Source organism: Kocuria kalidii, assembly GCF_044462225.1.
Classification (GTDB): domain Bacteria; phylum Actinomycetota; class Actinomycetes; order Actinomycetales; family Micrococcaceae; genus Kocuria; species Kocuria kalidii.
Map to the genome: position 1 here is coordinate 1 of NZ_JBISWJ010000042.1, position 24348 is coordinate 24348.

Annotated in this window: 21 protein-coding genes, 1 tRNA gene and 1 other RNA gene; 13 read left to right on the plus strand and 10 right to left on the minus strand. The window is 73.5% G+C overall.

Annotation, left to right across the window (positions count from 1 at the left end; all coding sequences use genetic code 11):
* Nucleotides 1-206: 206 nt before the first annotated feature.
* Complete coding sequence (locus ACH9D3_RS06485; RefSeq protein WP_396398685.1) at nt 207-875, plus strand: TetR/AcrR family transcriptional regulator; 669 nt, start codon at nt 207-209, stop codon at nt 873-875.
* Here the strand turns inward: ACH9D3_RS06485 and ACH9D3_RS06490 are convergent.
* Both ACH9D3_RS06490 and ACH9D3_RS06495 read right to left on the minus strand, forming a co-directional pair.
* Entirely contained in the window at nt 859-1209 is a 351-nt protein-coding gene (locus tag ACH9D3_RS06490) for a type II toxin-antitoxin system VapB family antitoxin (protein ID WP_396398686.1), read from the minus strand. The genes ACH9D3_RS06485 and ACH9D3_RS06490 overlap by 17 nt on opposite strands.
* 171 nt (nt 1210-1380) lie before the next feature.
* Nucleotides 1381-2892 (minus strand): hypothetical protein, encoded by a 1512-nt coding sequence (locus ACH9D3_RS06495; protein WP_396410309.1) that lies wholly within the window; start codon nt 2890-2892, stop codon nt 1381-1383.
* A 182-nt stretch (nt 2893-3074) separates the two neighbouring features.
* On the opposite strand from ACH9D3_RS06495, the gene ACH9D3_RS06500 reads away from it, so the two are divergent.
* Entirely contained in the window at nt 3075-3758 is a 684-nt protein-coding gene (locus ACH9D3_RS06500) for a hypothetical protein (RefSeq protein WP_396410310.1), read from the plus strand.
* An 87-nt stretch (nt 3759-3845) separates the two neighbouring features.
* Here ACH9D3_RS06500 and ACH9D3_RS06505 read toward each other — a convergent pair.
* Nucleotides 3846-3930 (minus strand) — tRNA-Ser (locus ACH9D3_RS06505).
* Between the two features lie 132 nt (nt 3931-4062).
* Between ACH9D3_RS06505 and ffs the strand changes: the two genes are divergently transcribed.
* The 6 genes from ffs to ACH9D3_RS06535 all read left to right on the plus strand — a co-directional run bounded on the left by ffs (nt 4063) and on the right by ACH9D3_RS06535 (nt 10799).
* Nucleotides 4063-4159, plus strand: an RNA gene (gene ffs, locus ACH9D3_RS06510) — signal recognition particle sRNA small type.
* A 74-nt stretch (nt 4160-4233) separates the two neighbouring features.
* Nucleotides 4234-7362, plus strand: a complete 3129-nt coding sequence (locus ACH9D3_RS06515; protein WP_396410311.1) for a DNA polymerase III subunit gamma and tau — start codon at nt 4234-4236, stop codon at nt 7360-7362.
* 97 nt (nt 7363-7459) lie between these two features.
* Entirely contained in the window at nt 7460-8056 is a 597-nt protein-coding gene (recR, locus tag ACH9D3_RS06520) for a recombination mediator RecR (protein ID WP_298589693.1), read from the plus strand.
* 103 nt (nt 8057-8159) lie between these two features.
* Nucleotides 8160-9446: an aspartate kinase gene (locus ACH9D3_RS06525; protein ID WP_396398690.1), complete on the plus strand. Its 1287-nt coding sequence runs from the start codon at nt 8160-8162 to the stop codon at nt 9444-9446.
* Nucleotides 9447-9492: 46 nt separating this feature from the next.
* Nucleotides 9493-10428 (plus strand): 3-methyladenine DNA glycosylase, encoded by a 936-nt coding sequence (locus ACH9D3_RS06530; RefSeq protein ID WP_396410320.1) that lies wholly within the window; start codon nt 9493-9495, stop codon nt 10426-10428.
* Nucleotides 10425-10799: a Rieske 2Fe-2S domain-containing protein gene (locus ACH9D3_RS06535; protein WP_396398691.1), complete on the plus strand. Its 375-nt coding sequence runs from the start codon at nt 10425-10427 to the stop codon at nt 10797-10799. Before ACH9D3_RS06530 ends, ACH9D3_RS06535 begins: the two co-directional genes overlap by 4 nt.
* A gap of 1 nt (nt 10800) precedes the next feature.
* Here the strand turns inward: ACH9D3_RS06535 and ACH9D3_RS06540 are convergent, their stop codons facing one another.
* The 4 genes from ACH9D3_RS06540 to ACH9D3_RS06555 all read right to left on the minus strand — a co-directional run bounded on the left by ACH9D3_RS06540 (nt 10801) and on the right by ACH9D3_RS06555 (nt 16243).
* A complete protein-coding gene (locus tag ACH9D3_RS06540; RefSeq protein WP_396398692.1) occupies nt 10801-11199 on the minus strand; it encodes a helix-turn-helix domain-containing protein in 399 nt (132 codons plus the stop codon).
* 50 nt (nt 11200-11249) lie between these two features.
* Complete coding sequence (locus tag ACH9D3_RS06545; protein WP_396410312.1) at nt 11250-13088, minus strand: glycoside hydrolase family 15 protein; 1839 nt, start codon at nt 13086-13088, stop codon at nt 11250-11252.
* A gap of 237 nt (nt 13089-13325) precedes the next feature.
* On the minus strand, nt 13326-13817 hold the full coding sequence (locus tag ACH9D3_RS06550) for a hypothetical protein (RefSeq protein ID WP_396398694.1): 492 nt from the start codon (nt 13815-13817) through the stop codon (nt 13326-13328).
* Nucleotides 13818-13945: 128 nt separating this feature from the next.
* Nucleotides 13946-16243, minus strand: a complete 2298-nt coding sequence (locus tag ACH9D3_RS06555; RefSeq protein WP_396410313.1) for an alpha-glucosidase — start codon at nt 16241-16243, stop codon at nt 13946-13948.
* 256 nt (nt 16244-16499) lie between these two features.
* On the opposite strand from ACH9D3_RS06555, the gene purS reads away from it, so the two are divergent.
* The 5 genes from purS to cls all read left to right on the plus strand — a co-directional run bounded on the left by purS (nt 16500) and on the right by cls (nt 22031).
* On the plus strand, nt 16500-16763 hold the full coding sequence (gene purS, locus ACH9D3_RS06560) for a phosphoribosylformylglycinamidine synthase subunit PurS (RefSeq protein ID WP_396398696.1): 264 nt from the start codon (nt 16500-16502) through the stop codon (nt 16761-16763).
* A 2-nt stretch (nt 16764-16765) separates the two neighbouring features.
* The gene (gene purQ, locus ACH9D3_RS06565) at nt 16766-17560 is read left to right on the plus strand and encodes a phosphoribosylformylglycinamidine synthase subunit PurQ (protein ID WP_396410314.1); all 795 of its coding nucleotides are present in this window, start codon (nt 16766-16768) and stop codon (nt 17558-17560) included.
* A 17-nt stretch (nt 17561-17577) separates the two neighbouring features.
* On the plus strand, nt 17578-19875 hold the full coding sequence (gene purL, locus ACH9D3_RS06570) for a phosphoribosylformylglycinamidine synthase subunit PurL (RefSeq protein ID WP_396410315.1): 2298 nt from the start codon (nt 17578-17580) through the stop codon (nt 19873-19875).
* 103 nt (nt 19876-19978) lie between these two features.
* Nucleotides 19979-20497: a GNAT family N-acetyltransferase gene (locus ACH9D3_RS06575; protein ID WP_396398699.1), complete on the plus strand. Its 519-nt coding sequence runs from the start codon at nt 19979-19981 to the stop codon at nt 20495-20497.
* Nucleotides 20498-20537: 40 nt separating this feature from the next.
* The gene (gene cls / locus ACH9D3_RS06580; RefSeq protein WP_396410316.1) at nt 20538-22031 is read left to right on the plus strand and encodes a cardiolipin synthase; all 1494 of its coding nucleotides are present in this window, start codon (nt 20538-20540) and stop codon (nt 22029-22031) included.
* Between the two features lie 77 nt (nt 22032-22108).
* On the opposite strand, the gene ACH9D3_RS06585 is transcribed toward cls, so the two are convergent.
* The 3 genes from ACH9D3_RS06585 to ACH9D3_RS06595 all read right to left on the minus strand — a co-directional run.
* Nucleotides 22109-22948: an anti-sigma factor gene (locus ACH9D3_RS06585; protein ID WP_396410317.1), complete on the minus strand. Its 840-nt coding sequence runs from the start codon at nt 22946-22948 to the stop codon at nt 22109-22111.
* Nucleotides 22932-23600 carry a sigma-70 family RNA polymerase sigma factor gene (locus ACH9D3_RS06590; RefSeq protein WP_396410318.1) on the minus strand — a complete coding sequence of 223 codons (669 nt, stop codon included), beginning with the start codon at nt 23598-23600 and terminating at the stop codon, nt 22932-22934. Before ACH9D3_RS06590 ends, ACH9D3_RS06585 begins: the two co-directional genes overlap by 17 nt.
* A gap of 22 nt (nt 23601-23622) precedes the next feature.
* Nucleotides 23623-24348, minus strand: a 726-nt coding sequence (locus ACH9D3_RS06595) for a sortase domain-containing protein (protein ID WP_396410319.1), incomplete at its 5' end; no start/stop codon positions are given.

Below are 24348 nucleotides of genomic sequence, written 5' to 3' on the forward strand. Positions count from 1 at the left end.
CGCCGGCCACCGCCCTCTGCGACTCGGCCTCGGGAGAATCCGAGACGTCGCCGCTGTCCCGCACGGACGTTTCCTGGACGTTTGCCGAGACCTTGGAGCCGCGCGGGCCGAAACCGGGGAAAAGGTGGTGTCATAGTCAGACATACCGTCACCAAGGCTCAACAAAGTGTGCACAATTTGGTGACAAGCACAGATAAGGTGTCATCATGCCTCGTATTTCAGCGGCCACCAACGCCGCGCAGCGGGAGAACACCAAGCGGGCGATCCTCGACTCCTTCGGCCAGCTGCTCTACCGGCAGGGCCTCACCGGGCTGACCATGACGCACGTGGCGAAGAACGCCGGCGTGGGTCGGACCGCGGTCTACAACTACTTCGCGGACATGGGCGAACTGCTCGTGGCCTACGCACTGGACGAGACCGAGCGGTTCATGACCGATCTCCGCCACGATCTGGAGGGCGTCGCGAACCCGGTCGACCGGCTCGCCGTCTACATCCGTGCCCAGATCGAGGACCTCACCCGGCGCCACCTCCCTCCGGGCCCCACCATGCGCACCGTCCTCTCCCCGGAGGACTACCAGAAGCTCGGCGAGCACGTGGGCGAGCTGCAGGGCCTGCTGGCCGCGATCCTGCGGGACGCGATCGGCCAGGCCTACCTGCCGGCGGGCGACATCTCCGAGCTCGCCGCACTGGTCCACGGCTCCCTGACCGCGGCGGCGGACCGGGGCCAGAACTCCGACCAGGACCGGGCGGCGCGGGAGCAGCACATCCGCTCCACCGTCCGCTTCATCCAGCAGGGCCTGGGGGCGCAGTTCGACGCCGAGGGCCACCCCGTGCCGCTCGTGCCCGAGCGGCCGCCTCTCAGCGCCGCGTCCTGACCGGGCTCCGCTCGGCCCCCGACCTCGCCCCCGTTCCCGGGGCGAGGTCGAGCACGCGCGCGTGCATCACCGTGCGGTGGTGCAGCGCGGTCCGCAGCGCCCGGTGCAGCCCGTCCTCCAGGTAGAGGTCCCCGTCCCACCGGACCACGTGCGGGAAGAGGTCGCCGTAGAACGTGGAGTCCGCGTCCAGCAGGGTGGCCAGGTCCAGGGTCGTCTTCGTGGTGATCAGCTGGTCGAGACGCACCTGGCGCGGCGCGATGCCGGACCAGTCCGACGGCGTCACGCGGCCGTGGTCCGGGTAGGGACGGGAGTCGCCCACGGCCTTGAAGATCATGCGTTCATCCTAGGGGCGGGCCCCACCGGGCCGGTCGAGCGGCCTGCCCCGCGCGTCGGCCCGGCACCCGGCCCCGCCGGGGAACCGGCGTGGCCCCGGCGCCCCGTGGCCACGGAGCCCCGGGGGTCGGCCAGGGCCTGCGGGGGCCTCCGTCGTGCGCGCCGGAGGAGATCAGGTCCGGGTCACCGTGTCTTTCCCGCTGCGGGAGTCGAGGTCGATGCGCCCGTCCGTGAACTTCTGGGACCAGCCGGTGCGGGTGCGGTGCTCGTCCGTGGTGGGATAGCCCAGGCCCCGCTGGCGGTCCAGCGCGGCCCACTGCCTGCCGATGGCGGTGTGCTCCTTGACGACCCTCGCCCCGGTGGCCGGCGAGAAGATGATCGTGGTCCGCCTGCCGCCGGCGCTGAAGAGCTGGAAGCTGCCGCCGTCGGCCAGCGTCGCCACGCCGCCGATCGGCGCACCGAACGTGCCGGCGTAGCCGTCGGCGGCGAACCTGTCGCCGATCGCCTCGCCGTAGGTCACCGCGTGGGTGCCGGTGGCCGCGGACGAGTAGAGCGCCCTGCCCTTGCCGTCGGCGCCGAGGAAGCGCTGGTAGACCGATCCGTGGCCGGAGCCGTACTGGGCGCTGACCGGCTTCGCCCAGGAGGACCCGCCCAGGGCTCTCCAGGTGGACCCGATCGCACCGGTGACCGTGAAGCCGTTGGCCCCGGTGCTCTCCTGAGGGGCAGGAGCAGGGGCAGGAGCAGGGGCAGGAGCAGGGGCCGGTGCAGGAGCCGGTGCCGGTGCAGGGGCCGGTGCAGGGGCCGGTGCCGGAGCCGGAGCGGGAGCCGGTGCCGGAGCGGGAGCAGGGGTCGGAGCAGGTGTCGGGGCGGGGGCCGGGGGAAGGGTGGTCCCGGTGCCGGAGTAGAGGCGGTCGACGTCGTCGCCGACCAGGTCGGCGAGGTCGTAGTCGGTGTGGTGGAGCCCGGGCAGCACCACGCGGTCGGCCTGGGGGAAACCGGCCTTCTGATAGGCGGCCGCGCCCTTGCCCGCCGCCTCCAGCGCGGACCAGGTGGACGGCTGCGTGGCACCGTAGCCGTCGAGGGACCCGACGTACCACGTGGGGTCCGTGGCCCTCAGCACGGCGTCCGGGACGCTTTCGAGCCGGCCGTTGTAGACGCCGCCCCCGCCGATGAGGGTCGACCCGCCGCCGCGGATCCAGCCGGCGCGGTCGGAGAGTACCTCGGTGGAGATGAACTCGGCGCCGCCGGAGTATCCGGCCAGGTGGACGCGGGTCGGGTCGACGCGCTGCTCGGCGACGATCCTGGCGGCGAGGGCGCGGAACCAGTCCCCGGCCGCCTCGCTGTCGGCGGTCCAGGATCGGTTCGCCGGGGCGACCGGGACGACGAGGATCATGTTCCTCGCCGCGGCCCGGGCCGCCATGGTTTTGAGCATCGACGCGGTGGGGCGCTGGGCGTGGTACTGGCCGTCGCCGTCGAAGTAGAACACCACGCCGACGGTCCTGGAGCGGTCCACGCCGTCGTCGTACAGGTGGTACTGGGAGGAGACCCCGGCCGCGGCGTACGGGGTGCCGGTCGTCGAGGCGTGGGCCGGGGCGGCGGTGCCGACCACCGTTCCGGCCAGTATCGCGCCGACCAGCACGGCGGGGAGAGCGGCGGAGGGCAGGGGGAATGAGCGCAGCTTCACGGGGACCTCTTGGGGGGAGAGAGGAACGGGGGGAGCGCAGCCGGGGGGCGGCCGCAGGTGTGGCGGAACAGCCCGTCCCGTCACAGCAGCAGGTTATTGCATTAGCAAATACGAAGGGGAGGAACGGCGTAAGATGACGCCGTACTCCTGTCCCGCTCCCTTCCCCCGGAGAGACCACCCCCATGCACGTCCGCTCCCTGGCCCTGGCCGCCCTGCTCCTCCTGGCACCCGCCCCGGTGGCGGCGCACGCCGCCGAGACCACCACGCCGCCCGCGCCCGTCGCAGGGTCCCCCGCCGACGTCCCGGCGCCCGGGCCCCCTGAGGGCGACGAACCGGTCGGCGCGGCGGAGCCCCCGCCGGAGACCGGCCCGGCCGGTGACCCCGCCACCACCCCCGGCTCCGGTGCGACCCCCGCACCGGACGGCGGCGGCCCGCCGCCGGGAGACCGGCCCGCCCCGGTTCCCGGGGGGCAGACCGCACCGGAGGGTGCACCGGCTGGTGCACCGGAGACCGCCGCTCCCGGCGCGCCGTCGGACCGTCCCGCGGATCCGGACGCGGCGCAGCCCGCCGACCTGGTGCACACCTCCGTCGTCGGCCCCGCCGTCCCGGCGGCCCACGGGCCCGGCTCCGGTGCGCTGCTGCGGCCGGCGCCCCCGCTCCGGGCGCAGGTCCAGCCCGGGCAGCAGCAGGTGCCCCCGGGGACGCTCACCCGGATCGCGCCGGGGACGGTGACCCGGGTTCCCGCACGGGACCCGGCCGCGGACTCCTCCACGACGGCGTGGGGGCTGGGGCTGTCCGCGGTGGTCGCCGCGGCGGCGGCCGGCACCGCCGTCCACCGCGCCCGGGCACGTCGCGCCGGCCCCTGAGCGTCCGCCGGGGCACCCGGCGGACGGACCACGAGAAAGAGCCCCGCACCGGGAGGATCTACCGGTGCGGGGCTCTTTCTGCTGGTGCGGAGGATGGGGGATTTGAACCCCCGAGGGCGTGAACCCAACACGCGTTCCAGGCGTGCGCCATAGGCCGCTAGGCGAATCCTCCAGGCGTGCACGTCGCGGCGACCTCACGGTGCCGGGACATGCGGGATCCAGCATAACCGAACCCCCGGGCATTGCCGAATCCGCGGGAACGACCGCGGATTTCGACCGGCCCCCCGCATCGGCTAGACTCCCTGACAGCCCCTCGCGTGGCGTCATCCTGTTGAACTCCCCCAGGACCGAAAGGTAGCAAGGGTAAATGGGCTCTGGCGGGTGCGCGAGGGGTCTTCTCGTCCCCGGACGGCCCGCGCCCCCAGCGCCGGCCCGTCCGGCCCGCCCGTCGGATTCCGTCGCTAAGGTGTCATCTGTGACTACCGCCCTGTACCGCCGCTATCGCCCGGAGACCTTCGAGGACGTCATCGGTCAGGAGCACGTGACCGAACCGCTGATGACGGCGCTGCGCAAGGACAGGGTCAGCCACGCCTATCTCTTCTCCGGCCCGCGCGGCTGCGGGAAGACCACCTCCGCCCGCATCCTGGCCCGCTGCCTCAACTGCGCGGAAGGACCCACGGCCACCCCGTGCGGCCGCTGCGACAGCTGCCGCGACCTGGCCCGGGACGGCGCCGGCTCGCTCGACGTGATCGAGATGGACGCGGCCAGTCACGGCGGCGTGGACCACGCCCGTGACCTGCGCGAGCGCGCCACGTTCGCGCCCGTGCGGGACCGGTTCAAGATCTTCATCATCGACGAGGCGCACATGGTGACGCGCGAGGGCTTCAACGCCCTGCTCAAGATCGTCGAGGAGCCGCCGGAGCACATCAAGTTCATCTTCGCGACCACGGAGCCGAGCAAGGTGCTCACGACCATCCGGTCGCGCACGCACCACTACCCCTTCCGCCTGGTCCCGACCGAGCCGCTGATGCACTACCTCGAGCAGCTGTGCGCCGAGGAGCGCGTCCAGGTGGCACCGGGCGTGCTCTCACTGGTGGTCCGTGCCGGCGCCGGGTCGGTGCGCGACACCCTGTCCGTGCTCGACCAGCTCATGGCGGGCTCGGACGAGCGGGGCATCGGCTACGACCTCGCCGTGGCCCTGCTCGGCTACACCCACGGCGCCCTGCTCGACGACGTGGTCGACGCCTTCGCGTCCGGGGACGCCGCCACGGTCTTCCGCGCGGTCGACCGGGTGGTGCAGACGGGACAGGACCCGCGCCGCTTCGTGGAGGACCTCCTCGAGCGGTTCCGGGACCTCATCATCGTCAACGCGGTCCCGGAGTCCGCGGGCAACATCCTGCACGGCATGCCCCAGGACCAGATCGCCCGGCTGCGCAACCAGTCGTCCCAGCTCGGGGCCGCCGAGCTGTCCCGGGCCGCGGACATCACGAACACCGCTCTGACCGAGATGACGGGGGCCACCTCGCCCCAGCTGCACCTCGAGCTGCTGTGCGCGCGCGTCCTCCTGCCCTCCTCGGAGGACACCACGCGCGGCGTCACGGCCCGAGTCGACCGCCTGGAACGGCGCCTGAGCATCGGCCGGGCCGCCGCCCCGGCCGCCGGCCAGGACGAGCCCCCGGCGGCTCCTGCGCCGCCGGGCGTCCCCGCCGAGGCCGCCCAGGGCGCGGCCCCGGAACGCGAGGCGCGCCCCCGCCCCGAGCCCGTGACCGCCCCCACCGCGCAGCGCCCCACCGCACAGCGCCCGAGCCCGGCCGCGTCCGGCCCGGGCGGCCAGGAGCCGGACCGGCGCGACCCGGATGCACCGGGCGCCGACCGGACGGCACCGGCCCCCACGCCGCCGGCCGTCCCGGAGCAGGGCGGGCAGGGGCAGCCCGCAGCCCGGGAACGGCCCGCCCCGGCGGCGCAGCCCGCCGGCACGCAGCAGCCCGCGGGCACGGCACACGGCTCCGGCACGGCACAGTCCACCGGCACGCAGCAGCCCGCGGGCACGGGGCAGTCACCCGCCCGGGACGTGCCGGGCGGCAGCGACCCGGGCGGCAACGAGATCGACCTGCTGCGCGCCTCCTGGCCGGAGATCGTGAACGCGCTCGCGGACATCCGCCGGGTCGCCTGGTTCACGGTCCAGCGGGGGACGCCGCAGTCCTTCGACGGCAAGGTCCTGCGCATCATGTTCGACGCCGAGGGCGACCTCATGAACTTCCCGCGCTTCGAGGACGACCTGCGGCAGGCGGTGCAGCAGATCCTCGGCATCGACTGCCGTGCGGAGGCCGTCCCCCCGGGCGGCGGGCACGGCCGCGGCGGCGGGACCCCGCGCGGACCGGCGCCGTCGACGCGCCCGCCCGGTCGCCCGGACGATCCACGGCCCGAGGCCGGCGGGCCCCGTCCCGAGCCGACCGCACCCGACGCACGGGCTGCCGGAGGCGCGGACCCCGGGGACCGGGACCGGCAGGGAGGTCCGCGCGGCCGGGAGGGGCGGCCGGCTCCGTCCCGCGCCGCGGACACGACCGACGACCCGGCACCGGCACCCGCTGCGGAGCCGGACGGGGACGCGCCGTCCCGGACCGGGGCCCGCGACGGACAGGACCCGTGGACCGCGCACGGCCGGCCCGCCACGGACGCGCCGCCGGAGTGGACGGATCCCGCATGGGCCGAGGAGCCGGTGCACACCTGGTCCGTGGCGACCATCCCGCAGGGCGGCGCGCGCCCCGAGGAGACATCTGCCGAGACCCCGACCGGGTCCCCGCCCCAGCAGCCCCCGGCGCCGCGCACCGACGAGGAGCCGGCTCCGGACCGCCCCGCGGACCGGGCACCGGTGCGTGCCCCCGGGAACCCTGCCGTTCCGCAGGCTCCCGGGCAGGCCGCACCGCAGTCGGCTCCGCAGCGCAGCCCGCGGCGCCCCGACCCCGGGGCGACCGGGCACCCGGCCCCCGCCTCCACCGGGGGCGCGGCCGGGCCGCGGGACCCGGACGTCCCCCCGTCCGACGACGACGTCCCGCCGCCCGATGAGCCCCCGTACCCGGACGAGCCGCCGTACCCGGACGAGCCGCCCTACCCCGACGGAGCCGGTGATCCGGACGAGGCGCCCCCGGAGCAGTGGCGGCCGGCGCCGCCCGCACGGCAGGACCCCGATGCCGGGACCGCGCGTGCTCCGCACCGCGGCCACGAGCCCGCCAGAACTGCCGGAGCGACCCCGGGGCCGCCCGCACGCCCGGCCGGGCCCACCACTGCCCCGGCGGCTGCCGCGAGCACGGCCGCGCCGGCCCCTCCCCGACCTGCGCCCCCGGAGCCGACCCCGGAGGCCGACGCGGACCGCGGTGCCCGGCTGAGCTTCCGCGAACGCCACGCCGCGGCCATCGCCGCCGGGCGGAAGGCCCCCGGCTCCCCGCCGGCCGCGCCGGAGAGCGGCGTAGAATGGGACGACTCCTTCGTGCCCAGCTCGGACGACGAGGCGCTCGAGGACTCCACCCTCTACGGCCGCGCCGCGATCGAACGGCTCCTCGGAGGCATGCTGATCGAGGAGCGGGACCTCCACACCGGGGAGTGAGCCCGGGAGCCGGGGCACCGTCGACACCGGCACCCGGTGACGTCGTGGCCGAGGACGAGCGAGAGGGCCGCGAACCGGCCCGGGAATCGAGGAGAACGTGTACGAAGGCGCTGTTCAGGATCTGATCGACGAGCTGGGCCGGTTGCCCGGCGTCGGGCCGAAGTCCGCGCAGCGGATCGCGTTCCACCTCCTCGACGCCGACAAGGAGGAGGTCCGGCGCCTGGCCGACGCCATGACGGCGGTCAAGGACAAGGTGAAGTTCTGCCGGATCTGCGGCAACGTGTCCGAGCTGGACGAGTGCGCCATCTGCCGCGACGCCCGCCGCGACGACAGCGTCATCTGCGTGGTGGAGGAGTCGAAGGACGTCATGGCCATCGAGCGCACCCGCAGCTTCCGCGGCCGGTACCACGTGCTCGGCGGCGCCATCAGCCCCATCCAGGGCATCGGCCCCGACCAGCTGCGCATCCGCGAGCTCATGACGCGGCTCTCCGGCGACACCGTCCAGGAGGTCGTGCTCGCCACCGACCCGAACCTCGAGGGCGAGGCCACCGCCACCTACCTCTCCCGCATGCTCAAGACCCTGGGGATCCGCGTCACGCGCCTGGCCTCCGGGCTTCCCGTGGGCGGTGACCTCGAGTACGCCGACGAGGTGACCCTGGGCCGGGCGTTCGAGGGCCGGACGGTCGTCGCCTGACGCACCCGCGCTACGATGTCCTGGTGCCCTGCCGCGGGGAGCAGGCGCACGGACCGGGGCCGGATGCCGCCCCGGCCACCCTCGACCACAGGAGTTCGGACCCATGAGCCTGATCGTGCAGAAGTTCGGTGGATCCTCCGTCGCGGACGCCGACGGCATCCGCCGCGTTGCACGGCGGATCGTCGAGACGCGCAACCGGGGCCACGACGTCGTCGTCGTCGTCTCCGCGATGGGCGACACCACGGACGAGCTCCTGGACCTCGCCAACGAGGTCACCCGCAAGCCGCCGGCCCGCGAGCTCGACATGCTGCTCACCGCGGGCGAGCGCATCTCGATGGCCCTGCTGGCCATGGCGGTGTCCGGGATGGGCGCCCCGGCGCAGTCCTTCACCGGCTCGCAGGCCGGGATGGTCACGGACGGCGCGCACGGCGCGGCCCTGCTCGTGGAGGTGAACCCGCGGCGCGTGCGCGAGTCCCTCGACCAGGGCAACATCGCGATCATCGCCGGCTTCCAGGGCGTGCACCGCTCCACCAGGGACATCACCACCCTGGGCCGCGGCGGCTCGGACACCACCGCCGTGGCCCTGGCCGCCGCCCTGGACGCCGACGTCTGCGAGATCTACTCCGACGTGGACGGAGTGTTCACCGCCGACCCCCGCATCGCGCCGAAGGCCCGCAAGCTGGACGTGGTCAGCAGCGAGGAGATGCTCGAGCTCGCCGCCAACGGCGCGAAGATCCTGCACCTGCGCTGCGTCGAGTACGCCCGCCGCTTCGGCGTGAAGCTGCACGTCCGTTCGTCCTTCAGCCACAACGAGGGCACCTGGGTCATCCCGGGCCCCGAGGACGCCGTCACCTCCCCGAAGGAGATCCCGTTGGAACAGCCGCTCATCGCCGGCATCGCCCACGACCGCACCCAGGCGAAGGTCACCGTCGTCGGGGTGCCGGACAAGCCCGGCATCGCCGCCCGGATCTTCCGCCTGCTCGCCGAGGCGAAGGTCAACGTGGACATGATCGTGCAGAACATCTCCACCGGGGACGACCCCCTGACGGACCTCTCCTTCACGGTCGACGAGTCCCAGGGCGACCTGGCCATGAGCCTGCTCCGCGCCGCCGAGGAGAAGATCGGCTACGCCGGCCTGGAGTACGACGACGAGGTCGGCAAGCTCTCCCTGGTGGGCGCCGGCATGAAGTCGAACCCCGGGGTGACGTTCACGTTCTTCGAAGCGCTCGCGGCCGCGAACATCAACATCGACATGATCTCGACGTCGGAGGTGCGGATCTCGGTGGTCACGGCCGCCGAGCGCCTCGACGAGGCCGTGCGCGTGGTGCACCACGCCTTCGGCCTGGACTCCGACGAGGAGGCCACGGTCTACGCGGGAACCGGCCGCTGACCGTCGTGCCGTGCTCCACCGGCCCGTCGACGACGGGACGGGTCCCGTGACCCGCCCCGTCGTCGTCCTGCCCCGCGAGGAGTGGGCACCGCGTGCGCACGCCCACGAACGGCGGGCGGCGGCCTGCGCGGACCCCTTCGTGGCCCGCCGCCACCGCGGCGCGAAGCACCCGGTCGAGGACTTCCTGTTCACCTACTACACGCTCAAGCCCGCGCAGCTGAAGCGCTGGCACCCCGGGGCGGGCACCGTGCTGCTGGACGCCGCCGAGCGGGAGCGGGAGAAGTTCTACCGGCCCCTCACCGGCCCCGAGCTCGCGGCCCTCGGCCTCGGCGCGGACGCGGGGGCGGTCGTGGTCGACGACGCCTCCTTCCGGGAGCGGCGCGGCGCCGCCGTGGACTTCACCCGGGCGGTCCTGGGCGCGCACGCGCGGAACAGGGGCTTCTTCGGCTGCTTCGGCCTGCACGAGTGGGCGATGGCCTACCGCTCGGAGGAGAACGGTCTCCGCCACGAACAGCTGGAGCTGCGCCTCGGGGCGGCGGGCACGGACGCCGTGGTGGAGTCCGCGCGGATCCGGTGCACCCACTTCGACGCGTTCCGGTTCTTCCAGCCCCAGGCCGTGCCGCTCAACGAGCTGCAGCCGACGCGGGAGACGCAGCGCCGGACGGAGCAGCCGGGCTGCCTGCACGCCACCATGGACCTCTACAAGTGGGCGTACAAGCTCGTCCCGACGATCCCGTCCGAACTCCTGATGGACTGCTTCGACCTGGCGTGGGACGTGCGGGAGACGGACATGCGGGCCGCGCCCTACGACCTCACCGGCTGGGGCCTCGAGCCCGTGCGGATCGAGACCCCCGAGGGCAAGGCCGAGTACGTGCGCCGGCAGCGGGAGTTCGCCCGCCGCGCGGAGCCGCTGCGCCGCCGGCTCGGCGCGGCACTCGACGTCCTCGATCCGGAGCGCACCACCGACGGGGCCGCGGCGTGAGCGGTCCCGGGAGGTCCGCGGGCGGCTGGGAGCGGATCGTGGAGGCCGTCGCCGTGCCGGCGCCGCTCGACTTCGTGACCGCCCCGTCCCGCGACGGCCAGGTGCTGGTCACCCGCGACGCCGGGGGCGCCCTGCACGTCCTGCGCAACACCTGCACGCACCAGCAGGCCACCGTGTGCCGGGAGGCCGGCGGGCGCGCCGAGACGTTCGAGTGCCCCAACCACTTCTGGGTCTTCGCGCCCGACGGCAGGTTCGTGGGATCCCGCCTGGCCCTGGCCGCCGGCCGGGAGGCGCCCCCGGACCCCGCCAAGGACCTGGCGGCGGCGGAGGTCGACGTGGTGGACGGCTGGGTCGTGGCCCGGTTCCGCTGACTCAGCCGCCGGGCCTCGGGGCGGGGACGTCGGGGTCCGGCGCCTCCCGTCCGGCCAGCCACGCCTGGACGTCCGTCAGCCGGATCCGGCGGTGCGTGCCCCGGTACTGCACGGGGATCACCCCCTGGGTCGTGAGGTTGCGCAGGTAGGTGGAGGAGATCCCGGCGAGCGCGGCCGCCTGGGACGTGGTGAGCAGCTCCTCGGCGGACGTCACCGTGACGGCCTCGCCGTGGGTGAGGCGGGACAGGAGGTCGACGACGGCCTCGCGCGCGCCCTCGGGCAGGCGCAGGGAGGTGCCGTCCACGAAGATCGTCACGTCGCGGGACGCGAGGGCCTCCGCCAGGCGCTCGGCGTCCCGCCCGCTCAGTCCGGGGGTGGTCGTCGGGAGTCGGTGGGTCATGGGCCCATTCTTCCAGCACCGCCGGGGTCAGCGGCCCTCGGGCGCCCCGGTCAGGACCGGGCCCTGTCCTCCAGCGTGAGCGCGGCCGTGAGCAGCGCCAGGTGGCTCAGGGCCTGCGGGAAGTTCCCGAGGAACGAGCAGTCCTCGGGGTCGATCATCTCGGTGTAGAGACCCAGGTCGCTGCCCAGGGCGAGCATCTCGTCCATGAGCCGGACGGCCTCCTCCCGACGGCCGACGTGGGCCAGTGCGCAGACGGCCCAGAACGAGCAGGCGACGAACGCCCCCTCCTCGTGCTGCATCCCGCTGTAGCGGTGGAGCAGGGGGCCGGTCCCGAGCTCCTCCCGCAGGGCGTCGACGGTCGAGCTCATCCGGGCACCCCGGTCCAGGCCGCTGATGGAGTGCAGCAGCACGGACGTGTCGAGCTCGTCCGTGCCGGGGTACCAGACGTACGCGCCGCGCTCCTCGTTCCAGCACTGGTCGTCGATCCACGCGGCGATCCGGTCCCGCTCGGTCCGCCAGCGGTCGGCGCTGCCGGGGATCTGGCCGACGTCGGCCAGGTGCACCGCACGGTCCAGGCCGTGCCAGCAGCCCATCTTGGAACTCGTGTAGTGGCGGTGCTCGGGCAGCTCCCACATCCCGGCGTCGGGGCGGCGCCACAGGTCGCAGATCAGGTCCGCGACGTCGGCGAGCATCCGGCCGGTCGCGGCGTCGAGCACGTTGCCGCCGCCGACGTAGAGGTCGACCATGTCGAAGAGGTCGCCGAAGACGCCGAGCTGGAGCTGGTCGGCGGCGGCGTTGCCCGCGACCACGGGGCCGATGCCCTGCCAGCCGGGGGCCTCGAAGACCGTCATCCCCGGGTCCGGGACCGTGCCGTTGAGCCGGTTGAGGACGTGCAGCTGCGGGCTCTGCTCCCGGGCCAGGCGCAGCAGCCAGGAGACGGCGGCGTGCACGTCCTCCTGCTCGCCCAGCCGGATGAGGGAGTGCAGGGTGTAGGCGGCGTCGCGCACCCACGCGAACCGGTAGTCGTAGTTCTTGGTGCCCTCCCGGTTCTCCGGCAGGGACGTGGTGGCGGCCGCCGCGATGGAGCCCGAGGGGTCGTGACTGAGCAGCTTCAGCGTCAGGGCGCTGCGCTCGACCTCGGCCCGGTACGGCCCGTCGTAGTCGAGCAGATCGGTCCACCGCCGCCACAGGTCCAGCGTGAGCTCCGTGTTCTTGCGGATGCTCGCCGGGGAGGGCAGGCGCAGGGGCTCGCTGTGCGTGGAGACGATCGCGAGCAGGTGCTCCGTGCCCGGTCCGGTGGTGAAGCACCCGGAGATCTCCTGGTCGCCCACCGTGCACTCGCCGACGGCCTCCGAGCGGACGCCGAGGGAGACCCGGTCCACCCGCAGCACCGGCCCCTGCTCGGTGTCCTGGATCCACGGGGAGACGGTGTTGAACATGGTCCCGGGCGTGACCCGCCACGTCATGGGCACCTCGCCCGAGACCCCCTCGACCGTGCGGGCGAGCTCGTTCCACGGCAGCAGCCCGGTCGAGCCCACGTTCAGGGAGTCGGTGACCCGCACGACTCCGCCGGCGGTGGTGTAGGTGGTCTGCAGGACGTTCGTCCCCGGCACGTAGCCGCGGCTGACCTCGGACGGGCCGGCCGGGGACAGCTCCACGCAGCCGCCGTGGTCGGCGTCGAGCAGCCGCGCGAAGGCCGGCGCGGAGTCGAGGTCCGGAACGGGGTACCAGTCCACGGACCCGTCGTGGGCCACCAGCGCCACCGTCCGGCCGTCGCCGATGGCCGCGTAGGAGCGCAGCTCCACGTAGCCGTCCCGGCGGGGCGGCAGGTCGTCCAGCGTCACGACGGGCCGGGATCGGGCGCTCACGCGGTGTTCTGGCTGGCTCACGGTGCGGTCCTTCCGCGGTCTGGGGCTCGGGACGGTGCAGGCACCGTCCACCGGGCCGCACCCGGGGATCAGCACGCAGGCCACTTTATGCGGCCGGGGTCGGGTTGTCGCGTCCCGCCCGTCCGCCCGGTCCTCCGCCGGCCGCACCGCGCCGACCCGGCACGACGGCATGGATCCGCGGCGCTGGGACAACCGGTGAGCTCGGCGGACTCCGGAGGGCGGCCCGGCGGGCCGGGTTCAGCCGGCCCCGCGCCCCCACCGGAAGACGGCCAGCCAGAGCAGCACCCCGGCCAGCCCCATGGTCCCGGGCACGAGCACGGGGGACGGCCCGACGGCCCCGCTGGTCGCCGCCCACAGCTGGGCCGGGACCGACATCGAGTCCCAGACCCCGGCGTACCGCGGATCCAGCGGTCCCGCCCGCAGGTTCGCCAGGACGTGCTCGTAGACGCCGTAGGCGCTGCCCAGCACGGAGACGACGGCGGCGACCTGCACGGTGCGGGCCGTTCCGGCGGTGCGCCGCACCAGCCACGCCGCGGCGGCGAGCAGCAGCACGGCCAGCACCGCCCACGGGACCAGCTGGGCGGGTCCCTGCCAGTGCCGCAGCATCGCCAGCTCGGTCAGCGCGCCGAGGACGACGCCCGCACCCAGCAGGGTCAGCGCCCGGCGGTAGAACGGGACCAGCCGTGCGTCGCCGGGACCGGTGCCCGTGGGCTCGGACATGCTGCTCATGCTCCCCATGGGACCACGGCCCCCCGGGATCGGCCGGTATTTCGCCCGGGACGTCCCGGACCGGGTCGGCGGCCGGGACCCACCGGTCCCGGAGGGCCGGTCGGAGTGGTCCGGTCCGGCGTCCGATGTCACTCGGTCGCACCTCGGTCCTCCTGCACCAGCCGTCGCAGTGCCGAGGACAGCCCGCCGGCGTCGCGCGCGCCGGCGCGCAGGAAGACGGGGGGACGGCCGAGCGGCGCCGGGACGGTCGCGTGGCCCGGGCCCGCATACCGCCGGTTCGTCCAGACGTGCGTCCACGTCCCCGCGGGAAGGTACACCTGCGCCTCGGTGATGCCCGGTTCGGTGACGGGGTGGACGAGCACGGCATCGCCCAGGAGGTACTGGAACTGCTGGCGGGCGGCCACCGGATCGTGGGGATGGTGCAGGGCCAGGGCCCGCATCACCGGGTGGCCCGTCCGGGCGGCCTCGTCCACCAGCCGGCGCCGGTAGGGCGCCCACGCCCGGTACATCTGCACGCAGTGCCGGAAGGCGGCGAGCGTGTCCCCGTCCTGGTCGATCTGCCACGCGGCGGCCGGGTCGATGCCGTCGTGCGTGCGCATCACCGGGGTGAACGCGCTGTACTCCGCCCAGCGCAGCAGCAGCTCCTTCGAGCGCCGGAGCAGTGAGACCTCGACGCCGGTGCCCGGCAGCGTCGAACCGATGGGGGTGAAGCCGCCGATGTCGCTGTGGGTGAGGCTGAAGCCGGACATCCCGCTCGACAGGGCCCCGGTGATCGCCGACCTCAGCCCGTCGTGGGCGTCCCACGACTGGATCTGGTCGGCCATCCAGAACAGGGTCGAGAGGCCGGGACTGTGCAGGTGGCCGGAACGGTTGAAGAAGAGCCCCTCGGTGCCCAGGCCCGCCTCGTCGATCACCTCGCGGTTGATCCGGGCCCACTCCACCGGATACCGGTTGTGCCACTCCATGGGGTCGGCCCCGTCGTGCAGCACGGCGTCGAACGGAAGGGCCTCGCCGAAGTCGGCCATCCATCCGACGGCACCGCTGCCCACGAGGTTGCTCTGGATCGTGGCCTTGATCCACGCCCGGGCCGCGGGGTCGGACAGATCGAGGAGGCCGGCGGTGAAGGTGGAGTTCCTGATCCGGTAGACGTCGCCCTGCTGGTTCCTCACCAGGTAGCCCGCTCGTGCGGCCTCCGTGTAGAGCTGGTCGTACCCGGGGAGGTCGGTGAGGAAGGGGCTGACGTACAGCACCACCCTCGCCCCGAGGCGCTCGCCGATCGTCTCCCTGAGCTCGCCCCAGTCCGGGTAGTGCCGGGTGTCGAGCACCCAGTTCCACTGCACCTGCTCCCCCAGGTCGGTGGTGTTCACGCCGCCCCAGTCCTGCACCCAGAACGCGGCGACCGGCACCTGCGCCTCGGCCAGCGTGGCGGCGAGCCCTGCCACCTTGGCCGTCCCGCCCTGCGCGCAGACGACCGCGCCGTCGTGGAGCCAGTCGGGCAGCGCCCGCATCCGCCCGGTGACCTCGGTGCAGGTCTCGATCAGCTCCAGCGGCGTGCGGCCGTAGACGATCTGCCCGGTCAGGTCGGCCGTGAAGTTCTCCACCTCGACCAGGTCGTCGTCCCGCAGGTCGAACACGCAGTACTCGGTGTTCTCCAGCAGCAGCGAGCGGTTGTGGCTGGTCAGGTACTGCGGCACCGAGATCGAGGTCGTGGCCCAGTTCCCGGCGGTCCTGGGGCCGTACAGGAGGCTCACGAGCTGGGTGACGACCGGCAGTCCGCGGCCGACGCCCTGCTCCTGCACCAGAACGGGCAGGAGCCGCCCTTTCTGGTCGAGATGGGTCATCTGCGCGCCGAAGCCCCAGAACGCCTCCGTGGCGTCGGAGGCGTACCGCAGGAAGATCCGGTTGGCCTCGACCTGCGCCGTCGACGCCAGCCGGACCCGGAACCGCAACCGGCGGGGCCCGGCCCCGGAGAACGTCATCGTGTAGCCGATCGCGGTGCCGGGGACGCTGGTCAGGGTCCCCTCCAGGACGAGGGACCCCGCGCGCAGGGTGGCCGACGTGACGCTCTGCCGCGCATGGCGCACCATCAGCCGGTCGCCGACGGTGAACCCGCCGGCCGCCGTCGTGTTCTGCTCGACGACCGTCTCCGCCGTGCCCGCCTGGAGGAATCCGCCGGACGCCGGGCCCTGCCACAGCACCCGGTCCGGCTCCGCACGGTGGGAGATCCGCAGGGCCGGTGCAGCACCGGTCCGCAGGCGCAGGAGGAAGGGGCCCACCTGGTGGGTGGTCGAGGGCAGGAGCCCCGCAGCGGCCGTGTCCTCCTGCGCCGCCGCGGGTCCCGACGCCATGCGGCCCGCCGCCGCTGCCCCCGCCACCCCCAGGACGGCTCGTCGGGTGATGCCGCCGGGGCCGGTCCTCGCGTCCATGTCGCGCTCCTGTTGCTCGTGCGCCCTCGCACCTCTTCCTCCAGCGTGCACCTCCGGCACCCGCCCGGGCCAGGTCCGGCCCCGATCGGTCCCCTCCCGACCGACCCCCTCCCGCTCGGTCCCGGACCGGTCGTGCGCAGCGCGCAGCACACTCCCGGACCGTGCTGCGGTGCGGCCGGACGGCCGTGTCCGAACCGATAGAATGATCCCCGTTCGCCGGATCCCGGCCCGCTGCTCGATCCTCAGGAGTTCCCCGATGGCCCGCATTGTTGTCGACGTCATGCCCAAGCCCGAGATCCTCGACCCGCAGGGAAAGGCGATCGCCAACGAGCTGCCCCGCATCGGCCTGGACGGTTTCGCGGGCGTCCGCCAGGGCAGGCGCTTCGAGCTGACGGTCGACGGCGAGGTCACCGAGGACGCGCTGGCGCAGGCCCGCGAGGCGGCCGAGAAGCTGCTGTCCAACCCCGTGATCGAGGACGTCGTGCGCGTGGCCGTCCTCGACGAGACCGAGGAGAACTGAGCATGCCCGGCCCCGAGACCCCGCTGATCGCGGACCTCTCCGGCCCCGCGCCGGACGCCGCTCTCGCCGGCGCCCGCGTCGGCGTCGTGACCTTCCCCGGCACCCTCGACGACCGGGACGCGGCGCGGGCCGTCGTGCTCGCCGGCGGCACCCCCGTCCCCCTCTGGTACGCCGACGAGGACCTGCAGGGCGTCGACGCCGTGATCCTGCCCGGCGGCTTCTCCTACGGCGACTACCTCCGCGCCGGGGCCATCGCCCGGTTCGCGCCGCTCATGGACAGGATCGTCGGAGGGGCGAACGCCGCGGGCACCTCCGGGTCCTCCCCGCTGCCGGTCCTCGGGATCTGCAACGGCTTCCAGGTGCTCACCGAGTCGCACCTCCTGCCGGGGTCGATGATCAAGAACGAGGGCCTGAAGTTCCTGTGCCGGGACCAGCGGCTGCGTGTGGAGAACAACGCGACGGTGTGGACCACCGAGTTCGAGCAGGGCCAGGAGATCGTGGTCCCGCTCAAGAACCAGGACGGGCAGTACGTGGCGGACGAGAGGACCCTCGACGCGCTCGAGGCCGAGGGCCGTGTGGTGTTCCGCTACCTGGGGGTGAACCCGAACGGCTCCCGGCGGGACATCGCCGGGATCTCCAACGACCGCGGCAACGTGGTGGGCCTCATGCCCCACCCGGAGCACGCGGTCGAGCCCGGCTTCGGCGCGGACTCCTCCGCCCTCGGCGAGGTCGGCATGCGCGACGGCACGGACGGGCTGGGCCTGTTCGTCTCCGCCCTCAAGGCACTGGTCAAGTAAGGGACACAGAACACTCCATGAGCGACAAGCACTTCAACCTGGACACCGTCGAGCACGCGACGGCCACGCCCGACACCGAGCTGCCCTGGGCCGCGCTGGGGCTCAAGGACAACGAGTTCGAGGAGATCAAGAGGATCCTCGGCCGCCGCCCCACCGCCGCCGAGCTGGCGATGTACTCGGTCATGTGGTCCGAGCACTGCTCCTACAAGTCCTCCAAGGTCCACCTGCGACAGTTCGGCGAGAAGGTCACCGAGGAGATGCAGAAGGACCTGCTGGTCGGCATCGGCGAGAACGCCGGTGTCACCGACCTCGGGGACGGCTGGGCCGTGACCTTCAAGATCGAGTCCCACAACCACCCGTCCTACGTGGAGCCCTACCAGGGCGCGGCCACGGGCGTGGGCGGGATCGTGCGGGACATCATCTCGATGGGCGCCCGCCCCGTGGCGGTCATGGACCCGCTGCGCTTCGGCGCGATCGACCACCCGGACACCGCGCGCGTGGTCCACGGCGTGGTCGCGGGCGTGGGCGGCTACGGCAACTCCCTGGGCCTGCCCAACATCGGCGGCGAGGTGGTCTTCGACTCCGTCTACCAGGGCAACCCGCTCGTCAACGCCCTGGCGGTGGGCGTGATGCGGCACGAGGATATCCGCCTGGCCAACGCCTCCGGCGTCGGCAACAGGGTGGTCCTGTTCGGCGCCCGCACGGGCGGCGACGGCATCGGCGGCGCCTCCGTGCTCGCCTCCGAGTCCTTCGACGACGCCAAGCCCTCCAAGCGGCCGGCCGTCCAGGTGGGCGACCCGTTCGCGGAAAAGGTGCTCATCGAGTGCTGCCTCGAGCTCTTCAAGGGCTCCCTCGTGGAGGGCATCCAGGACCTGGGTGCCGCGGGGATCTCGTGCGCCACCTCGGAGCTGGCCTCCAACGGCGAGGGCGGGATGCACGTGGACCTCACCCGGGTGCTGCTGCGCGATCCCACCCTGACCCCGGGCGAGATCCTCATGTCGGAGTCCCAGGAGCGCATGATGGCGGTCGTGACCCCGGAGAAGGCCGCCGCCTTCGAGGCCGTGCTGGACAAGTGGGACGTCGAGCACTCCTGGATCGGCGAGGTCACCGGCACGGGACGGCTCGTGATCGAGTGGGACGACGAGGTCATCGTCGACGTCGACCCCCGCACCGTCGCCCACGAGGGTCCTGTCTACGACCGCCCGTACACCCGCCCCGCGGACCAGGACCGGCTCCAGGCGGACCGCTTCCCCGGGTCCCCGGCCGATGCCGGGCGGCCCTCGGGCGCGGAGCTCAGGAACGCCGTCCTCGAGCTGATGGCCTCGCCGAACCTGTGCGCCAAGAACTGGGTCACCGACCAGTACGACCGCTACGTGCAGGGCAACACCGCGATGGCGATGCCCGACGACGCCGGTGTGGTCCGGGTGGACGAGGAGACCGGCCTCGGGGTGGCGCTGTCCACCGACTGCAACGGCCGCTACGCCTTCCTGGACCCGTACGCCGGTGCGCAGCTGGCCCTGGCCGAGGCCTACCGCAACGTGGCGACCGCCGGCGCCCGCCCCGCGGCCGTCTCGGACTGCCTGAACTTCGGCTCTCCCGAGGACCCGGAGACCATGTGGCAGTTCGCCGAGGCCGTGCGCGGGCTCGCCGACGGCTGCCGGGAACTGGGCGTGCCCGTGACGGGCGGCAACGTGTCCCTCTACAACCAGACCGGCGGCGTGGCCATCCATCCCACCCCCGTGGTGGCGGTGCTGGGCGTGCTGGACGACGTCCGACGCCGCACCCCCTCGGGCTGGCGCGAGGACGGCCAGGCGATCTACCTGCTCGGCACCACCCGGGACGAGCTGGACGGCTCCGAGTGGGCGAACCTGCGCGGGCACCTCGGCGGTCTTCCCCCGGCCGTGGACCTCGCCCGGGAGAAGCTGCTCGGCGACCTGCTGATCAACATGTCCCGCGACGGCATGATCGACGCCGCGCACGACGTCGCGGAGGGCGGCCTCGCGGCGACCCTCGCCGAGATGGCGTTGCGCTTCGACGTCGGAGCCCGCATCGGGCTGGGCGAGGTGTGCGACCGGGACGGTGTGGACCTCTTCACGATGCTCTTCTCCGAGACCCAGGGACGGGCCGTCGTGGCCGTGCCGCGCAGCGAGGAAGTACGGTTCAAGGACATGTGCACCATGCGGTCCTACCCGCACACGCGGATCGGCGTGGTGGACACCGAGAACCGCGCGCTGGACGTGCAGAGCGAGTTCGGGCTCGGCCTGGACGAGCTCCGCGCGGCGCACGAGGGCACCCTGCCGAAGCACTTCGGCTGACCCCCGAGCGCCGGTCCCCCGCCGGACCGTGTCCGTCCTTCCCGGACCCCTTCCGCCCACTGTCGGCCCCGCGCACCCCGCGCATGCAGAAAGCAGCACCAGCATGACTGAAGATCTCGAGGCCCTGCGCTCCGCCCCCGTCCTGGAGACGGAACGGCTCCTGCTCCGCCCCTTCACCGCCGAGGAGCTCGACGCCGTCGCGGCGGGCGAGGCGGTGGCGCACTTCGCCCACGGATTCCCGAGCGCCGAGGACATGGACTTCGCGCGGGAGTCCCTCATGGCCGGGGGCTACTTCTTCACGGAGTCCGTGTACGCGCGGCTGGCCGTGGTGGAGAAGTCGACGGGGGAGGTCGTCGGCACGGCCGGGTTCGTGGGTCCCCCGATCGACGACGAGCTCGAGATCGTGGGATCCCTCGCCGCGGGCCGCCGGAACCGGGGGTACGCGCAGGAGGCCGTGACCGCGCTGCGGGGTGTCGCGTTCAGGGACCCCGCCGTCACCGGCATCCGGGCGAGCGTGCCCGAGGACAACGCCCCGGCCGAGCAGGTGCTCGTGGCCGCGGGCTTCGTCCGGCGCGGGACCCCGGGTCTCGAGACCGAGTACTTCCTGCCGCGCCCCGCGTAGGCCGGGCGGCGGCGAGTTCCCCGGACCCTAGACTGACGACGTGAACCCGGCCCCGTTCCCGCTCAACCACATCCCCGCGGACCTCCTCCCCGAGACCGCGACGGGCGTGGCACTGGTGCTCGGTTTCCTGATCAACCTGGTGGCCCTGGGCTGGATCCCCCACAACCGGCGGCCCTCCGTGGCCCTGGCCTGGCTGCTCGCGATCTTCCTGCTGCCCTACCTCGGGATCCTGCTGTTCATGGCCATCGGCTCCGCGAAGCTCCCGAAGAAGCGGATGGCGAGGCAGGCGAAGATGAACGACGTCATCCGCGAGAACACGCCGGCGCTGCACCTCCTGGGCAATCCCGACCAGGCGCTGCCCGAGTGGGTCGACTCCACCGCGGCGCTGAACTACAAGCTCGGCTCCCTGCCGATGGTCGGGGGCAACTCCATCGAGATCCTCACCGACAACCACGACGCCATGCGGGTCATGGCGGCCTCGGTGGACCGGGCGCAGGACTACGTCCACTTCGAGTTCTACATCGTGGCCATCGACGACGCGTCGCGCCCCCTGCTGGAGGCCCTGGTGCGCGCCCACCGACGGGGGGTGCGGGTGCGGGTGCTCATCGACCACCTCGGCTCCGTGGGCTACCCCGGGTACCGGCAGATGATCGCGCGCTTCGACGAGGCCGGGCTGCCGTGGCAGCGCATGCTGCCCGTCCGGCCCTGGAAGGGCGAGTGGCAGCGGCCCGACCTGCGCAACCACCGCAAGATCCTCGTGGTGGACGGCAACCTCGCCTACACCGGCTCGCAGAACATCATCCACCGCTCCTACAACAAGCGCAGGAACCGCCGGAAGGGCCTCGAGTGGAAGGACCTGATGATCGAGTGCACCGGCCCGGTCGTCGCCGAGCTCAACGCCCTCTTCACGAGCGACTGGTACTCCGAGACCGGCGACCTCCTCCTCGACGAGGCCACCCGTGACCTCCACGACACCCGGGGGCCGGTCTTCGCCCAGGTCGTGCCCTCCGGCCCGGGGTTCCAGACGGAGAACAACCTGCGCCTGTTCAACCACCTGATCTACAACGCGAACGAGCAGATCGTCATCGCCAGCCCGTACTTCGTGCCGGACGAGTCGCTGATGCACGCGCTGACCACCGAGGCCCAGTCCGGGGTGGACGTGCAGCTGTTCGTGGGCGAGACCTCGGACCACTTCCTCGCCCACCACGCCCAGAACTCCTACTACCAGGAGCTCGTCGAGGCGGGCGTGAAGATCTACCGGTACCGCTCCCCCACGGTGCTGCACGCCAAGTTCGTGCTCGTGGACGACTACGTGTCCGTGATCGGCTCCTCCAACATGGACGAGCGCTCGTTCGCCCTCGACCTGGAGGTCTCGGTGTTCATCGCGGACCGGGCCTTCCGGCGGCGGATGGACGCGGTGGTCGCCGAGTTCCACGAGGCCAGCACGCTCCTGGACTTCGACGCGTGGAACCGGCGGCCGCTGTGGCGCAAGTACGTCGACAACGTGGCACGGCTGACCTCGGCCCTGCTCTGAGGGCCATGCGCCGAGGAGGGCTCTGCTCGGGGGCGCTGCCCTCGGGAGAGCCCTGTCCTGAGGCGGCCGGAGCGCGCTCAGGCCTCCAGGACGCCGCGCACGATCGAGTCCCCCGAGTGCGTCGGGTCGCCGTCGATCGGCTCGTTCGAGACGTCCACGACCGGGAACTCCCCGACGTCGAGGTTCTCGGGCAGCACGAACGCGGCCTCGTCACCCGCCATCACCCCGAGGCTCACCATCCGCTGCGCGTCGGGCGCGAGCAGCCAGACCTCCTTGAACCCGTCCACGTCGGCGGGATCGGTGCGCACCACCAGCTGACGGGTCCCGTCCGGCCGCTCGTCCACCTCGGCGGAGCCGCGGGCGGTGTAGCCCTCCAGCGGCTCCAGCGCGGCGGTGGCCAGCACCGTGGGGTCCGGTTCGAGGCCGAGCCGCTGCGCGCCCCAGACCGAGACACCGCCCAGCACCATGGCCGCGGCGGCCGCGGCGGCCGCGAGCGGGAGCGGCACCCCGCGGCGGGGCCGCCGCCGGCGGGCGTCGAGGTCGACGACGGTCGCCCCGTCGCGGCGCCCGCCGTCGGCCGGCGGCCCCGCCGCGGGGTAGGCCGAGTCGGGGACGGGGCCGGGGAGGTCCTCGCGGGACGTTCCGGGGACGTCGGCCCCACCGCTGTGCCGGGAGGCCTCGAGCGGATCGGCCGCGACCGCGTCGGACAGGCCCAGCTCGGCGTGGATCGCGGCCCAGACGTGCGGTCCGGGTCCCGCCGGGGTGGGCTGACCGGCACGGCCGGCGTGCACGACGTGCTCGAGGGCCTCGAGCTCGGCCGCGCACTGCGGGCAGGCGGCGAGGTGCTCCTCGATCTGGGGGTCCCGGGCCTCACCCAGAGCCAGGAGCGTCAACGACTCCTCACTCAGGTGTGCCATGACCGTCTCCCAATCGTGTCCGTAGGTTCGTGAGGCCGCGCCTCAGGTGGCTCTTGACCGTGCCGAGGGGCAGGTCCAGGTGCTGCGCGATCTGCTGGTGCGTGAGCTCCTCGTAGAACGCCAGCGCCATGATCGTCGACCGGGGGGGTCCGAGCCGTTCGACCTCCGCCCGGACCACGAGCCGGTCCACGAGCAGGTCCGACTCCTCGTGCCGCGGTTCCCGGTCCGAGCGGGCGGCATCCGCCTGACGCCTCTCCGCGTCCCGGCCGGCGGTCCTCGCGGCGTCGGCGATGCAGTTGCGCGCGATGCCGATGAGCCAGGCGGGGGTCGAGGAGTGCTCGGGGCGGTATCCGGAACGATACTTCCACGCCCGGATGAAGACTTCCTGCACCACGTCGTCGGCGCCCGTGTCGTCGCGCAGGGCCCGGACGGCGAGTCCCCGGATGACCCCGGCGCAGTGCCGGTACGCGGCACTCAGGGCCTGCTCGTCCCCCGCGGCGAACGCGGTGTCGAGCTCGGGTCCCCATTCCGGGGGCGGCGTCGGCATCGTGTGGTGGCTCCTCGTGGGCCTGGCGTCGTCGTGGCGGGCGAGCTGGTGTCGCCCGGCCGTCTGCGTCCTGCCCAGCCTAGTGGACACCGGCCATCCGGTCATGCGCCTCGCCCCCTCCACCGCTCTAGGGCACCGGAACCGCTCTCAGCACCACGTTGTCCTCGTAGTCCCCGGTCTCCTCGAGCCACTCCCCGCCGCACGTCACGAGGTGGAGCACGGGCTCGCCGGTGCGGCGGAAGAGGTCCGCGTCCGCGAGGGACCCCTTGTGGATGTGCCGGACGGACTCGGTGCGGTAGCGCTGGACGCTGCCGTTCGCGCGCTCCACCCTGATCTCCGCCCCGGCGGGCACGTCCTGCAGCTGCGCCATCGGTGTGACCTCGGTGAGGGTGTCGACGTGGCCGGCGACGACCACGGCCCCCTCGTCCGCGCCGGGGGCCGGTCCGTACCGGTACCAGCCGAGCTCCACGTGGTTGTCCGGGATGGTCATGGCCCCGTTGTCCTCGATCCCCACCGGAACCACCGGCATGTCGATCGGGGACCCGTCCACCACCACCCGCACCGGCGGGGGGACCGTCTCGGCGGGGGCCTGGGTGGCCGGTGCGACCGGGATCTCCGCGGGGGACGCGGCGGGCTGCGCCGGGCCCGGCGCGGAGACCGGGCGGTCGAGGTCGGCGAGTGCCGGCACCGCGTCCTCGCCCTGGTACGGCCCCGCCGCCAGGGATCTCGCGGTCGGCGGCTCCCCGGCATCCGGGAGAGCGGTGACCGCCGCTGCCGCGAGCAGGGACACCGAGGCGACCGCCCCGGCACCCACCGCCGCCAAGCGACGACGACGGGTGCCGGGAGTTGTCGG